Origin of the sequence: Actinoplanes sp. CA-051413 (genome assembly GCF_050955795.1) — a bacterium.
Classification (GTDB): Bacteria; Actinomycetota; Actinomycetes; order Mycobacteriales; family Micromonosporaceae; genus Actinoplanes.
This window is the reverse complement of record NZ_CP192100.1, coordinates 2,414,306-2,428,068: the sequence shown is the minus strand read 5'-3', so window position 1 is coordinate 2,428,068 and position 13,763 is coordinate 2,414,306. Positions and strand designations below refer to the sequence as shown.

14 protein-coding genes are annotated in these 13,763 nt (G+C 69.8%); 10 read left to right on the top strand and 4 right to left on the bottom strand.

Features of this window, described 5'->3' with window-relative positions; all coding sequences use genetic code 11:
* Window positions 1–58: 58 nt before the first annotated feature.
* Window positions 59–328 carry a hypothetical protein gene (locus tag ACQP2Y_RS11630; protein ID WP_433727152.1) on the top strand — a complete coding sequence of 90 codons (270 nt, stop codon included), beginning with the start codon at window positions 59–61 and terminating at the stop codon, window positions 326–328.
* Between the two features lie 63 nt (window positions 329–391).
* Here the strand turns inward: ACQP2Y_RS11630 and ACQP2Y_RS11625 are convergent, their stop codons facing one another.
* Window positions 392–2,998, bottom strand: coding sequence for an MGH1-like glycoside hydrolase domain-containing protein (locus ACQP2Y_RS11625; protein WP_433727150.1), 2,607 nt, complete (start codon window positions 2,996–2,998; stop codon window positions 392–394).
* Between the two features lie 132 nt (window positions 2,999–3,130).
* Between ACQP2Y_RS11625 and ACQP2Y_RS11620 the strand changes: the two genes are divergently transcribed.
* The 3 genes from ACQP2Y_RS11620 to ACQP2Y_RS11610 all read left to right on the top strand — a co-directional run bounded on the left by ACQP2Y_RS11620 (window position 3,131) and on the right by ACQP2Y_RS11610 (window position 5,333).
* Window positions 3,131–3,922, top strand: a complete 792-nt coding sequence (locus ACQP2Y_RS11620) for a TSUP family transporter (RefSeq protein WP_433727148.1) — start codon at window positions 3,131–3,133, stop codon at window positions 3,920–3,922.
* Between the two features lie 91 nt (window positions 3,923–4,013).
* Window positions 4,014–4,508 (top strand): NUDIX hydrolase, encoded by a 495-nt coding sequence (locus ACQP2Y_RS11615; RefSeq protein ID WP_433727146.1) that lies wholly within the window; start codon window positions 4,014–4,016, stop codon window positions 4,506–4,508.
* A 51-nt stretch (window positions 4,509–4,559) separates the two neighbouring features.
* Entirely contained in the window at window positions 4,560–5,333 is a 774-nt protein-coding gene (locus ACQP2Y_RS11610) for a hypothetical protein (protein WP_433727144.1), read from the top strand.
* A gap of 11 nt (window positions 5,334–5,344) precedes the next feature.
* On the opposite strand, the gene ACQP2Y_RS11605 is transcribed toward ACQP2Y_RS11610, so the two are convergent.
* Window positions 5,345–6,640 carry a radical SAM protein gene (locus ACQP2Y_RS11605; RefSeq protein ID WP_433727142.1) on the bottom strand — a complete coding sequence of 432 codons (1,296 nt, stop codon included), beginning with the start codon at window positions 6,638–6,640 and terminating at the stop codon, window positions 5,345–5,347.
* A gap of 1 nt (window position 6,641) precedes the next feature.
* The gene (locus tag ACQP2Y_RS11600; RefSeq protein ID WP_433727140.1) at window positions 6,642–7,088 is read right to left on the bottom strand and encodes a hypothetical protein; all 447 of its coding nucleotides are present in this window, start codon (window positions 7,086–7,088) and stop codon (window positions 6,642–6,644) included.
* Window positions 7,089–7,237: 149 nt separating this feature from the next.
* Here ACQP2Y_RS11600 and ACQP2Y_RS11595 point away from each other — a divergent pair, with 149 nt between their 5' ends.
* The 5 genes from ACQP2Y_RS11595 to ACQP2Y_RS11575 all read left to right on the top strand — a co-directional run bounded on the left by ACQP2Y_RS11595 (window position 7,238) and on the right by ACQP2Y_RS11575 (window position 11,949).
* Window positions 7,238–10,075 carry an AAA family ATPase gene (locus ACQP2Y_RS11595; RefSeq protein WP_433727138.1) on the top strand — a complete coding sequence of 946 codons (2,838 nt, stop codon included), beginning with the start codon at window positions 7,238–7,240 and terminating at the stop codon, window positions 10,073–10,075.
* Between the two features lie 69 nt (window positions 10,076–10,144).
* A complete protein-coding gene (locus ACQP2Y_RS11590) occupies window positions 10,145–10,393 on the top strand; it encodes a hypothetical protein (protein WP_433727136.1) in 249 nt (82 codons plus the stop codon).
* Window positions 10,390–11,037 carry a LuxR C-terminal-related transcriptional regulator gene (locus ACQP2Y_RS11585; protein ID WP_433727134.1) on the top strand — a complete coding sequence of 216 codons (648 nt, stop codon included), beginning with the start codon at window positions 10,390–10,392 and terminating at the stop codon, window positions 11,035–11,037. Before ACQP2Y_RS11590 ends, ACQP2Y_RS11585 begins: the two co-directional genes overlap by 4 nt.
* 149 nt (window positions 11,038–11,186) lie before the next feature.
* Entirely contained in the window at window positions 11,187–11,570 is a 384-nt protein-coding gene (locus ACQP2Y_RS11580; RefSeq protein WP_433727132.1) for a hypothetical protein, read from the top strand.
* Window positions 11,571–11,655: 85 nt separating this feature from the next.
* The gene (locus ACQP2Y_RS11575) at window positions 11,656–11,949 is read left to right on the top strand and encodes a hypothetical protein (RefSeq protein ID WP_433727130.1); all 294 of its coding nucleotides are present in this window, start codon (window positions 11,656–11,658) and stop codon (window positions 11,947–11,949) included.
* A gap of 97 nt (window positions 11,950–12,046) precedes the next feature.
* Here the strand turns inward: ACQP2Y_RS11575 and ACQP2Y_RS11570 are convergent, their stop codons facing one another.
* A complete protein-coding gene (locus ACQP2Y_RS11570) occupies window positions 12,047–12,955 on the bottom strand; it encodes a LysR family transcriptional regulator (RefSeq protein WP_433727128.1) in 909 nt (302 codons plus the stop codon).
* Between the two features lie 74 nt (window positions 12,956–13,029).
* Here ACQP2Y_RS11570 and ACQP2Y_RS11565 point away from each other — a divergent pair, with 74 nt between their 5' ends.
* Window positions 13,030–13,644: a LysE family translocator gene (locus ACQP2Y_RS11565; RefSeq protein WP_433727126.1), complete on the top strand. Its 615-nt coding sequence runs from the start codon at window positions 13,030–13,032 to the stop codon at window positions 13,642–13,644.
* Window positions 13,645–13,763: the final 119 nt, after the last annotated feature.

Here is a 13,763-nt window from a genome sequence, read left to right as displayed (position 1 = left end):
CGGAGGCGACTCAGATGCAAAGCCTGACGTCCGTGGTGAAGACGAGAAGAGACCTGCAATGACCAACTTACCGCTACTCAGCCTCCTGACCCAGCCCCTGGCCAGCACAAATCATGAGCCGGCCGCCCAGGCGGTGCTGGCCCTCCGCGGAGTTCTGCTGGTGCTGGGTGTGTCCCTGTGCCTGGCGGCTGTGCACCTGGTGCAGCACATCCTGGCCAGCCGGATGCCGCTGAGGCGGCTGGCAGCCTCCTTCGTGGTTGCGACGACGGTGGTGGCACTCTCGACGGTCGCCTGGAGGATCTACCCGGCCGTGATTTCCGCTCTCTGATCCCGGAGACATCCTCCGCCCGGGCGGTGCTGCCGTCGGGGCGGAGTGATGTGTCCGCCGGACTCAGCGGTGCAAGGTCAGGATGAGGTCCACGACCAGGGCCGTCCAGCCGGTCTGGTGCCACGCGCCCAGGCCGGCGCCGTTGTCGCCGTGGAAGTACTCGGGGAAGGCGATCAGGTCCTTCCAGTCCGGATGGTTCTGGAAGACCTCGGAGGCGCCGTAGATCGGGCGCCGGCCCCACGAGTCCGGGACGAACAGCGACACCAGCCGCCGGGACAGGTCGTCGGCGACCGCGCTCAGCGGCATCTTGGTCTGCGAGCCGGTCGGGTACTCCACCATCAGGTCGTCGCCGAAGAACGCCGCGAACTCCCGCAGCGCCTCGATGAGCAGGTAGTTGACCGGCATCCAGACCGGGCCGCGCCAGTTGGAGTTGCCGCCGAACAGGCCGCTGGTGCTCTCGGCCGGCTCGTACCCGACGGTGAACTCCGAGCCGCCCAGGTGCACCGTGAACGGCTTCTCCAGGTGGGCGCGGGAGAGCGTTCTGAGCCCGTACGGGGAAAGGAACTCCTCCGGGTCGAGCATCCGGGCCAGGATCCGCAGCAGCTGGTCCTGGCCCACCATGGACAGCAGCCGCTGCTGGCGGCCGTCGGCCGACAGCCGGCGCGCGCTGATCACGTCGGCGTACTCGGCCTGCCCGGCCAGCAGCCAGCGCAGCCGCGCGGCCAGCTCGGGCAGCCGGTTGAGGGTGCCGGCGGACAGCCGGGTGGTCGCCGCCAGCGGCAGCAGCCCGACGATGGACCGGGCCTTGAGCGGCATCCGGTGCCCGTCGGGCAGGCGCAGCACGTCGTAGAAGAAGCAGTCCTCGTCGTCCCAGAGCCCCTGCCGGTACGCCGCCTCGGCGATGTACGCGAAGTGCTCGAAGAACTTGGTGGCCATGTCCTCGTAGGTGCGGTCGTGCAGCGCCAGCCGGATCGACATGTCGAGCAGGTTGAGCGCGTACATGGCCATCCAGCCGGTGCCGTCGGACTGCTCCAGCACGCCGGCCACCGGCAGCGCCGCGGACCGGTCGAACGGGCCGACGTTGTCCAGCCCGAGGAAGCCGCCCTCGAAGACGTTGTTGCCACCGACGTCCTTGCGGTTGACCCACCAGGTGAAGTTCAGCAGCAGCTTGTGCATGACCCGGGCCAGGAAGTCGAAGTCGCGCCCGCCGTCGATCTCGAAGACATTCAGCGCGGCCCAGGCGTGCACCGGCGGGTTGACGTCACCGAACGCCCACTCGTACGCGGGGATCTGGCCGTTGGGGTGCATGTACCACTCGCGCAGCAACAGCAGCAGCTGCGACTTGGCGAAGCCCGGATCGACCCGGGCGATCGAGACACAGTGGAAGGCCAGGTCCCAGGCGGCGTACCAGGGGTACTCCCAGGGGTCGGGCATGGAGATGACGTCGAAGCTGTTCATGTGCCACCAGGCGTTGTTGCGCCCGTAGCGGCGGCCGGGCGGCGGTGGCGCCGAGCCGGGATCGCCGTGCAGCCACTGCTTGACGTCGAAGTGGTAGAACTGCTTGCCCCACATCAGCCCGGCGATGCCCTGGCGGGCGACGGCGGCCTCCTCGGCCGAGGCCGCGGCCGGGATCAGCTCGGAAAAATAAGCCTCGGCCTCGGCCAGCCGGTCCCGGACCACGGCGGCGAAACCGTCACCGAGGTCGGGCTCGCCGGGCGCGTCGTCGCTGCGGGTGAGCCGCAGCCGGATCTCGCGGGTCTCCCCCGGGCCCAGCGTCAGCTCGTAGTGCAGCGCGCCCTTGGTGCCCACGCCCGCCGGGTTGACCGTCGGGGCGCCGGCGACGAGGTGGTCGTTGATGCCGTCCTTGGGGTACATGCTCATGCCGGGCAGGCCCCAGAGCCGCTGCGCGTTGGTCTCGTTGTCGCACATCAGCGCGGGTGGTGCGCCCTCGCCGTCCAGGGTGATGTGCCCGAGGGTGCGGTGCTCGCCGTCGAGGCGCCCGGGGCTGCCGGTGATGACCGGGACCGGCCGGTTGGGCAGTCCCCACGACCAGGTGTTGCGGAACCACAGCGACGGCAGCACGTGCAGCGTGGCCTCGTCCGGGCCGCGGTTGGACACGGTCACGACGATGCACATGTCGTTCACGTCGGCCTTGGCGTAGTCGACCGTCACGACCCAGAACCGGTCGTCGTCGAAGACGCCGGTGTCGATCAGCTCGTACTCCGGCTCCTCCCGGGAACGGTGGCCGTTGACGCGGACCAGTTCGTCGTACGGGAAGGGGGCCTGGGGGTAGTGATAGCGCCAGCGCATCCACGAGTGGGTCGGCGTCGAGTCCTGATACCACCAGTACTCCTTGGCGTCCTCGCCGTGGTTGCCGCCGTCGCCGCCGAGGCCGAACATCCGCTCCTTGAGGATCGGGTCGGCCCCGTTCCACAGGGCCAGGGCGAAACAGAACGTCTGCCGGTCGTCGCAGACTCCGGCCATGCCGTCGTCGTTCCACCGGTACGCCCGGGAGCGCGCGTGGTCGTGCGGGAAGTAGTCCCAGGCGGTGCCGTGCTCGCTGTAGTCCTCCCGGACCGTGCCCCAGGCCCGTTCGGCGAGATAGGGCCCCCACGCACGCCAGGGCCGCTCGCCGGAGTCCGCCTGCGCCAAGCGCTCGCGCTCCGCCACGCCGCCGCCCACCCCCTTCGTCCGGACCTCGCTGCATTGTTACTGGCAGGTGTTACGAACACTAACGGAGGCCACCGCCGAAGATCGTCGACGGCCGGACCCGGCTTAACAATCGCCGGGCACACTGTCCCGGTGACCTGGGCCGACGCCATCATCGCCGTGACCGCCGGCCTGCTGATCTCGATCGTGACAACTCCGGTCGGCGTCTCCGGCGCGGTGTTCCTGCTGCCGGTGCAGCTCAGCGTGCTGGACGTGCCCAACCCGGCCGTGACGCCGACGAACCTGCTGTTCAACGTCGTGTCCGGGCCGGGTGCCCTGCTGCGTTACCGCCGCCGGGGCAGCCTGGCCAGCCCGCTGACCAGGCTGCTGCTGCTCGGCACGCTGCCCGGCGTGGCGGCCGGGGCGGTACTGCGGGTCTTCGCGGTGCCCGGCCCCGGCGTGTTCCGGATCATCGTCGCCGTGCTGCTGCTGCCGCTGGGCGTGTGGCTCTGCCTGCGCGAACCACCGCCGCCGCCGGAGCGGCCGGTGACCGGCCGGCCACCGCAGCGGGGCATCGTCGCACTCGCCCTGGGCGTCGGCATGGTCGGTGGCGTCTACGGCATCGGCGGCGGGTCGATCCTGGGCCCGATCCTGGTCGGCCGCGGCCTGCCGGTGGCGGTCGTCGCGCCCGCGGCGCTGGCCTCGACCTTCGTCACGTCGGTGGCCGGCGCCGCCGCCTTCGCCGTGCTCGGCTGGGCCGGACCGGGCGACATCGCCCCGGACTGGGGCATCGGCCTGCTCTGCGGGGTGGGCGGCCTGGTCGGCGGGTACGTCGGCGCGCACCTGCAACCCCGCCTGCCGGAACGCGGCCTGCGGCTGGTCCTCGGCGGGCTGGCGGTGGCCGTGGCGGTCCTGTACGCCGGTCAGGTCGCGCTCGGGCGCTGACCGGCCGTCGGTCGAGCGGGCCACCGCCCTGCTGTTCGTCGCCGACGCGTCCGCGCCGCTGTCGCAGCCCGAGCTGGCTAGGGTCGGCGGCATGCCTGCCTCCGACTACGTCAGAAAGCTGCGCGCCCGGGTCGGCCACGACCTGATCATGTTCCCGACGGTCAGCGCGATCATCCTCAACGACCGCGGCGAGATCCTGCTCGGGCAGCGCAGCGACAACCACCAGTGGTCGGTGATCGCCGGGATGATGGACCCCGGCGAGCAGCCCGCGGACGCGCTGGTCCGCGAGGTCGAGGAGGAGACCGGCATCCAGGTCGAGATCGAACGCCTGGCCGGGGTGGCCCTGCACGAGGTCGTCTACGGCAACGGCGACCGCTGCCACATGGTCAACACCTGGTTCCGCTGCCGGGCGGTGGCCGGCGAGGCCCGGGTCAACGACTCGGAGTCGATCGCGGTGGGCTGGTTCGCCCCGGACGCGCTGCCCGAGCTGAACCCGTTCGCCCTGGTCCGGATCCGCACGTCGCTGCCGGAGGACGCGCCGGCCTGGTTCGCCCAGCCCGGCGAGGACGCGGTCCCCGGTTACTGACCGGCACCGATATGATCGCCGCTTCCATGCCGGTACACGGGGAGGCGACCCATGGATGAAACGCGCGCAACACCTGATCAGCCGGCATTTCCGCCGTGGCAGGCCCCGGAGCCGCAGCCGCGGCGCTCGCGCCGGCGCGTCTGGGGGACGATCACCGCTGTCGTGGTCGTGCTGGGCTGCCTGGGCGGGGCCGGCTTCCTGGGCGTGCACGCGATGCGGTCGACCACGCCACCGGTGACGAAGGGCCTGAGCTTCCCGGGCGCGTCGGCCGCGCCGGGCGCGTCCGCGGACCCGGAGGCGGAGACGGTCACCGGCCCCCGGGCCAGCACCTATCCGGTACGCACAGCCGACGACCTCAAGCGGGTCTGCGAGCAGTGGTACTACCCGAAGTCGCCGAAGGTGAAGTCGTCGGGCACCCAGCCGGTCAGCATCTTCGCCCAGGACAGCAAGGACTTCGACACCAAGCACGAGGCCACCCTGTTCGACATCCCGAACTGGTACACGAAGCCGAAGCAGCAGGCGTGGGACCCGTCGTCGCCGGGCAAGGTGCGCCTGGTGGCCTGCGTGGACCTGGTGCAGACCGGCAAGAAGCTCAAGAGCTGCAAGTACGACGACCCCAAAGGCCTCAAGATCCCGCTGCGCGAGGCCAAGTACCGCCTGGCCCTGTACGAGGTGGCGACGGGCAAGAAAGTGATCGAGAAGACGCTGTCGGGCGAGGACGAGGAGTGCCCGTTCATGGTGCTGCTCGGCGCGGACCGGAACGTCTACAGCCAGGTCGGCGACCGCCAGTACTACGAGATCCTGAAGAAGTACGTCGAGAAGTAGGCGCGCAGCCCTCACCTGTCCCGGCGACTGACGAGAGCGGAGACCTGTTCGTCATACCGCCAGCGGAACGTCGAACATCGCGAGTCCCGTAGGCCTGAGTTCATGGCGTGATGGGCGCAGCCCCCCATACACACCGGCAGCGCTCGGCAGGAGCGGCATTCTTCGTCGTCGAACGGCTCGAAGGTCAGCCAGCGGAGCAGCCGGTCGCCGGCGCGAGGCCAGGTGAGCAGATTGCCGATCACCTCGGCCGGGTTTCCGACAGTCTCGGGGCACTTGTAGAGCTCGCCCCGGGAGCCGACCACCAACTCGTCGTCGCGGACCGCCGTGCACGGCGCGCCGACCGGGCTCGGCAGACCCGGCACCGAAAAGCCGAAGCTCGCGGCTGCTCGGAAGAAGTCACGCTCGACCGCGGCGAACTCCGATCGGCCGAGGCAGCCGGCGTGGTAGGAGGCGCTCGGCGCCGCGGGATCGACGTCCGCGGCGACGATCTGGCCGGGGTGGATCGTAACCCGCCCGGCGAGGCCGGCGTCCGCCAACACCTCGAGCAGCCGTCCGTAGTCGCCGACGTTGTCCGCATCAAGGTTGACGCGGACGGAGACAGCAAGGATGTCGGCCACGGCCACGACGTTGGCCAGGATGGTGGCGAAACTGCCCCGGCCGCTGGTGAGTGCGCGCCGCCGGTCATGGGTTTCCGCCGGCCCGTCGACGGTCACCTGGGCGGACCGGACCCCGTGCGCGCTCAGCTGCTCGGCCACCTCGGCGGTCAGCAGATAGCCGTTGGTCAGGATCGAGGCGCTGTAATCGGCACCGGCTGCCTCCGTACGGGTACGGAAAGCGTCCGACATGCGCAGCAGACCGGCGAGGCCGATCAGCGGCTCTCCGCCGTACCAGAGGACCGACAACCGCCGGACGGACGCCAGCCTGGTCTCGACGACGCGCAGCAGCCGGTCCTGGACCGCCTCGTCCATGAGCGAGGGGTGCTTGGCCTCGAAGCAGTACGGGCAGTCGAAATTGCAGCCGAGGCTGGTCACGATGGTGAGGTGGAACGCGTCGGAGTTGCGCCGGGTCCGCCGGTACCGCTCTTGGAGCACCTCGACTTCGTCGGTCTCGTCGGTGATGACCATCCGCCCGACCACGAGGGAATGCAGCACAGCCGCGTCGAGCCCGGCCGGATCGTCGCCGGCGAGGAAAGCGGTGATCAGTTCTCGCTGGGTCGCGGGAACGACGGCAGTCGTACCCGACAGGCCGTTGTAGACATAGTGGAACGGGCCGTTGTCGACCCAGACGTTGTACCTTGATTCCTTCATCTCAGGGACGCGTCGGGTCGTCGGCCGACGCAGGCCTCGGCAGACGGATGAGCTCCCTGCCGATAATGACGTACGGGGATGGCGTCGACCGTTCGACGGGCGGTTGAGAAATCATGATCCGCGTACACGTCCCGCTGCCGGACGAATCCGGGTACGGCCCGGCGCAGAAGCTGTCGTGGAGTCGTAGCTCCTCCGCGGAGCGCATCAACATCGCGCGCAGCTCCACGCCCGCAGGCAGCACGTCCGTCGGCACATCGGTGACCGAGCCGGCGATGTCGGTGATCTCGGTGGCAATCGCGGTGAGCGGCCTTGCCACAGACCCCGCCGCCCGCAATTCGACGATCAGTCTTTCCAGGGCATCACGCGCCTCCCGCGGCAGCGCGCGGATCTCGTCACGGGTCAGACTGATGAAGACGTCGACCTCGGCGGGCACATTGTCGTCACTCAATGGCTATCCCCTGACCTGAGACATGCCGGCACCATCGTGGCAACAGGCTCCAGCAGGCAGTGAGGCGTCGTCAATCCGGCTACCAAGATCTGACTGAGCGGGTTTTATCGGCATGCGTCGGAACGTCGAAACGGCCTAGGATCAAATCCATGGTCGGATGGCCACCCGGTGCGGCAACGGACTATGCAGGCGCCGGCTCTCTGGTGGAGCGCGAGCACGAGCTGGCCGTCATCGGTGCGGGTCTGAAGCGGATCCGGACCGCCAGGAGTTGTGTCCTGATCATCGAGGCCGTCGCCGGTCAGGGCAAGACGGCACTCGTTGCGGCGGCCCGCAGGCTTGCACTGGCCCAGGACGTCGATGTCCTGGCGGCCCGCGCACACCAGGTGGAAGCAACTGCGCCGTACGACCTGCTACGGCGACTTCTCGCGGCCGCAGTGGAGCGACGGGGTGGACCGTCCGCGTTGACGGGCCCGAGCGGTTTCGCAGCCGCGCTCTTCACACCCGGTGCGACCCTGGCGCCCGGGGTGGACTACGGCTGCCAATCCCTGCTGGCCTCATTGGCCGACGAGGGCCCTGTGCTGCTGGCCGTCGATGACGCCCACTGGGCGGACACCGACTCCCTGCGCGTGATAGCCGATCTCGCGACCGACCTCAGCGACGAACGCATCATGGTGCTCGTCGCCCTCCGACCGGCCGAGAACCCGGCCGTTCAACCCCTGGTGGCGAGGTTGACGATGGGCGAGACCGCACGGTTGCTACAGCCCGGGCCGTTGTCGGTCGCCGGCGTGCGCGCGGTGCTCCGCACCGCTTTCGGGCAGGAGCCCGACGAGACGTTCACCGACGTGTGCTCGTCCTCCAGCGGGGGCAACGTCTTCTATCTCCGCGAGATCATCCGCCCGTTGCTGGCGGCAGGCGGCATCCCTGATGCCGCCACGGCGAACCAGGTGCAACGTAGCGGTGCCGACGCACTGACCCGGACGGTGCGCGCTCGGCTGGCCGAGCTCGGCGACGCCGCCGGACGCCTCGCCCGAGCGGCGGCGACACTCGGCGACGATGCCTCCCTCAAGCACGCCTCGCAGCTCGCGGGGCTGCCGTACGCCCACGGCCGGCGTGAGGCCGCCCGGTTGACGGCAGCCGCCGTACTCGCCCAGGGTGAGCCGATCGCGTTCGTTCACCCGTTGATCCGGGCGGCGGTGGAGCAGAGCGCGGAACCCGGCGTCATCGACGCGCTGCATGCCCGGGCCGCCGGCGTTCTGCAGAAAGCCGGTGCGCCGATCTCGCGAGTCGTCCAACATCTGGTGGCGGCTCCCGCAGCAGGGTCGGCACGGGTGTGCCGGCTGTTGCTGAGCGAAGCTCGCACCAATCTCGAGACCGGCTCGGCCACCGGAGCGGTCCAGTTGCTGAGCCGTGCGCTCGCGGAACCACCGACGCCGGAGCTCCGCCCCGACATACTGCTCGCACTCGCCCTCGCGGAACGCGCTACGGGCGCGATCCACGCCGCCCGTGCCCACCTCTTCGAGGTCGTCCGGTCGGGTCCGCGCGGCACGTCGATCGCGGCGATGTGGGAGCTGCTCGAAGTGCTCTATGAACTGGACGACCACGACGCCGTGGACGAGGTACACAGACGCGCCCTCGCCGTCGAACCGTACGGCGACACTCCGGACGAGATCCGTCTCAGAGCCATCTTGCTGGCGCACGCCGCGACCGGATCAATCGCGACAGCTCCTCCACGTCTTACCGACGTCGACATCGGACAGCTCACGGCCCGCTCCGGCGAGGAACGTCACCTGCTCATCTGCGCTGCGCTTCATCGCCGTGCCGCCCAGGCGGGCTCGGAAGCAGAGTTCCTGGGCCATCTCCGGCGTGCCGTGCGGGACCTGCCCGCCGACCGGCCGCTGACCTATCGGGAGATCTTCGCCGCCCTGGAAGCAGTCGCGTATCTCGCGGCCAGTGAGGCGATGACCGAGGCGGACGAGGTACTGGTCCGGATCCAGCCCGACATAGCCCGGCTCCGGGGGGTCGCGCCGGACCTCCAGGCCGAGTTCAACAATCGGGCGATCCTCAATCTGGTACGCCGGGGTCGGTTCGAGGACGCGCTGGCCCAACTGGCCGGGTCGGAAGAGTTCGCGCACCGGTACGGCTACACCATTTATGCGAGCCTCGGCCACTACGTTCGAGGGTGCATAGCGCTCGAGCGTGGGGACTACGCAGAGGCAGGGCTGATGTTCCTGCGCGAACCAGCCGGCGAGACCCTGGCTCGTGCACTCGGCGAACTACTGTCCGGCAGACCGGCTGCGGCGCTGTCGATCCTGGCGAAGAACGGCTACGCCCTGGCACCTGACGGGCCGGTGCACGAAACCGAAGTTCAGCAAGAGCCGCACCTCGTCGCGAGCCACGCGTACAGCATGCTCCACGACGAAGCTGCCGCCCTCGCCGAAGCCGACCGGGAGCTCGCCATCCGCCGCGGTCACGGACCGTCGTTCCGGCTCGCTCTCGCCCTGCGCAGACGGGCGAGATTCGCACGGAATCCCCACGACGCCACCTCGCTTCTCGCCGAGGCGGCACAGGTCTGCGCCGACACACCGCGCCTGCCCGTGCGCGCCCGGGTGCTCGCGAGTTACGGTGCCGCGCTGCGGCGCGACGGGCATCTGGTCGAGGCCCGTGAGCACCTCGCGGCGGCGCTGGATCTGACCGATCGCCTCGGCCTGACCCGGCTGCACGACCGGGTGCTGGCGGACCTGAGATCTGCCGGTAGCCGGGTCCGGCAGACCCGGATCAGTGGCGTTGAATCTCTGACCAGCAGCCAGCGGATCGTCGCCGACCGGGCCGCGCAGGGCGGCACCAACCGACGCATCGCCGAGGAGCTGTACGTCAGCGTCAAGACCGTCGAGACGCACCTCGCAGCCGTCTATCGCAAGCTCGGCGTCACGGGCCGGGACGGCCTCAAGGAGGCCCTCGCCACTCAACTTTCAGGGTCGTCACCCTGACGACCCCGGTGCCTGCCCGGTTCGACGATGACGTGGCAAGCCACAACGTCGCAGGACTGGAGCAGCCGGATGAACCACAATCGCCAGTGCATCGTCATCGCGCGCGCTGAGGCTCTGTTCGCCTCCTTCGTGCCGACGGGCGCACCACTCACCCCCGCCGAGGCTCACGAGGCTGTGGCCCAAGCGGTCCGCTCGCGGGGCGGCATCAGACGTTGTGCGGCCGAGATGGCAGCGGTCTTCGGTGACAGCCCGGATGCTGCCGTCGCACGCATGCGGTGGGCGCTGGGCATCATCACCGAGCAGGCGCCACCACGATGATCCGGGTCCTTGTCGCTGACGACGAGCCGCTCGTGAGCGCCGGCGTCAGCGCCCTGCTGAACGCTGAGCCCGACATCGAGGTGGTCGCCAAGGTGTCCGTCGGCCGGGTCGTCGAGAGCACCGACGCGTACCGGCCGGACGTGGTCGTGATGGACGTTCCGCCGGACGACATCGACATCATCGGAAAGGTGGGTGCCTGCGGCACCTCCCGCGTGCTGGTCCTCACCGTCCACCGCAGCATCCAGATCGTCGGCGAAGCCCTGAGCGCGGGGGCCGCCGGCTACCTGTTGAAGCAGAGTGCCACCGAAGCGCTGGTGGGCGGCGTACGAGCCGTCGCCGGTGCCGGGACATGGCTGGATCCGGTTGTCACGGCCGATCTGCTCATCGAGTTGGCCGGCCGGCCTGTCCGCGGCCAGAACCGGTCCACGTCGACAGACCGGCTGACCCCCCGCGAGCAGGAGGTGCTGGTCCTGCTGAGCCGCGGCATGTCGGACGCCGAGATAGCCCGGCAGCTCTTCATCAGCAATCTGACGGTGCGAACCCATGTCGGTCGAATACTGACCAAGCTCGGCGCCAGAAACCGCGCGCACGCCGTCACCACCGCGTATCAAATCGGCCTGGTGCGCATCCCGCCACCGGCGTGAATACGTCTTCAGCCGTAGCGATACGTCAAACCGGGGATCCACGAACTGCTACCCGGAAGGGACGAAATAGAAGCGACTGCGGTGAATGCTCGACCTCAGCCGAAAAAGGCATCGGCGGGAAATCCGCCGGTTCATCGAAGGAGGCACACATGATCCGAAATGCCATCCGCCGCGTTGCCGTCCCGACCCTGCTCGCCGCCGGCATGGTGGCCGGGCTCGCGGGGACAGCCCAGGCCGGCACGGGCTCCCCGGTCGTCGCCAAGCCGAACGCCGTGGCCGGTGCCACGACCCAGCTGAACCCGGGTGAGCAGCAGCTCTACTCCACCTGGTTCTGGGGTGCGACCAGACTGTGCGCGACGAACTACGACGGGCGTACCGGCACGCTCACGGTGCAGTCGACGAGCCCGGCAGCCGGGCCGGAGTACCTGTCAGTGCCCAGCGGCAGCACCGCGTGCATCGACCGGTGGTGGTGGGGAGTCCCGGTGTGGGCCATCAACAGCGGCGTCACCGATCTCTACGTCTCCACTTCCTGACCGACGACATGAACCGGAGGTGCCCTGTCCGCAGGGCACCTCCGGGTGACCGGACACCATTACTCGGAGAATCGGAGTCTCAGCCATGAGCACTGCACAGATCATCGAAAAGATCAATCGAATCCGCATTCCGGAATCCATCGGGCGTGAGCAATTGGCGCTCGCCACCCGTGACGCGGAAATCCTCGCCGATCGGCTCAGGTCGGCGCCGGACCGCATGCAAGCGCTCGTCGAAGCTCTCCTCAATGACGATCGCGAGCCGGCATTGAGGTTGCTGAGCGACCTCGACCTCACCGAGGAAGACGTACGCAAGGAGGGCGGCGGTCTGTTCTGGTTGATCGTCCTGGCAGTCGTGCTGTACTCCACCGACGCCTACTGAGTCCGCATTCCACGCGGCGGGGCCGCCCAGGATGGTGGCCGTCCGGCCGGATCAACCCGCTCGTAGGCGTGCACCACCACTGGCCCCGATCGGGCCCTCACCCGTCCGCATCACCTTTGGCCGCGACATCCCGGAGCAGCCGCAGCAACACCGCGACCAGCGGCGTGACGGTGGCATCGGTCATCGTGACGACCTGCAGGTCGCGGTGCGGCACGGGCGGACGCAGAGCTCGGTGGGCGGTACCCGGCGCGTGGGCGAGCGCCAGCCGCGACACCAGGGCGACGCCGATGCCGGTGCCCACGAGTGCCTGGGCGACGTCGTACGACGCGGTCTGGAAGCGGATCCGCGGCACGAAGCCGGCGGCGGCGGTGACCCGGTCGAACTGGGCCCGGGCGGCGTGACCGGCCAGAATGGTCACCCAGGCCTCCTCGCGCAGCTGCGCCAGCCCGACCGGCCCCGGCGCGGCCAGCGCGGGATGGTCGTCAGGCAGCACGACGACCATGGGGTCGCGCAGCAACGGATGAACGGTGACCCGCTCCGGCGGCGTGAGCGGGGTGTCCCAGGAGGCGATGACCGCCACGTCGAGGCGGCCGGCGACAACCTCGTCGATGCCGACGTCGGACGTGATGTCGGTGACGGTCAGGTCGGCGTCCGGGTAGCGGTGACGCAACGCGGTGAGCGCCGGAGGCAGCAGGTGCAGAGCGGCGGCCTGGAAAGCGCCGATGCGCAGCCGCAGGGAGAGCCGTCCGAGCAGCCCGTCGAGCCCGGAAGCGGCGCGCTGGGTCTCCTCGTCGATGACGCGTCCGTGCTGGGCCAGCAGGGCGCCGGCGGCGGTGAGGGCGGCGCCACGCGGCCCGCGATGCACGAGGGTGGTGCCCAGCTCGCGCTCCGCCTTGGCGAGCTGCTGAGTGACCGCTGCGGGGGTGCGGCCCAGCGCCTGCGCCGCACCGGCCATCGAGCCGAAGCGGTCGATCAGCGCGAGCAGTTGCAGCTGGGCCGGCTCCATGCGTGAAGAATATCTAACGCTGCCTGCGGAAATGCGGCCTTCACTTCACGCTCGTTTGTCCGCACGCTGGGTTCATGCCCACTCACCTTGCCGCTTTTGTGGTCACGACCTGGCTGCTCGCGATGCTCCCCGGCGCCGGACAGGCCCTTGTGGTTCGCCAGACCCTGGCCGGTGGACTGCGCGCGGCGTGGGCGGGCATCGCGGGCACGGCGACCGGGCTGCTGGTCTGGACGACTGCGGCCGCCGCCGGCCTGTCGGCGGTCGTCCTGGCCAACCCCGGCGCGTACGCAGTGATCCGCGCCGCCGGTGGCGCGGTGCTGGCCATCCTGGGCGTGAGCACCTTGCTGTCCTTGCGCAAGACTCCGCCGGCAGCCGGAGCGCCAGAGCCGCCGGTGCGGTGGGGCGGCTACCTTGCCGGGCTGGCGACCAACCTCGGTAATCCCAAGGCCGGGGTCTTCGCGATCTCGCTGCTCCCCCAGTTCGTGACGGCGGACGGGCCGGTTCTGTTGTCGAGCCTTGCTCTCGGTGGCTTGTGGGCGTTGGTTACGGCCTGCTGGTACCTGCTGTTCACGTGGGCGGTGAATCGGGGGCGGTCGTTTGCGTCCCGGCCGGCGGTGCATCGCCGGGTGCAGGTGGTCACCGGCGGGGTGCTGGTTCTGCTCGGAGTGGCTGTCGCCGCCGGCGTCTGAACCGGCTGCTGGGCTTCGCCCAGCCGCGATCACCCGGGCCGCACTGCATCTCACCCGGCCGCGCCCCGCCCAGCTTGCGCCGCACCCCCCAGCCCGCGCCCCACCGCATTTCGCTCGGC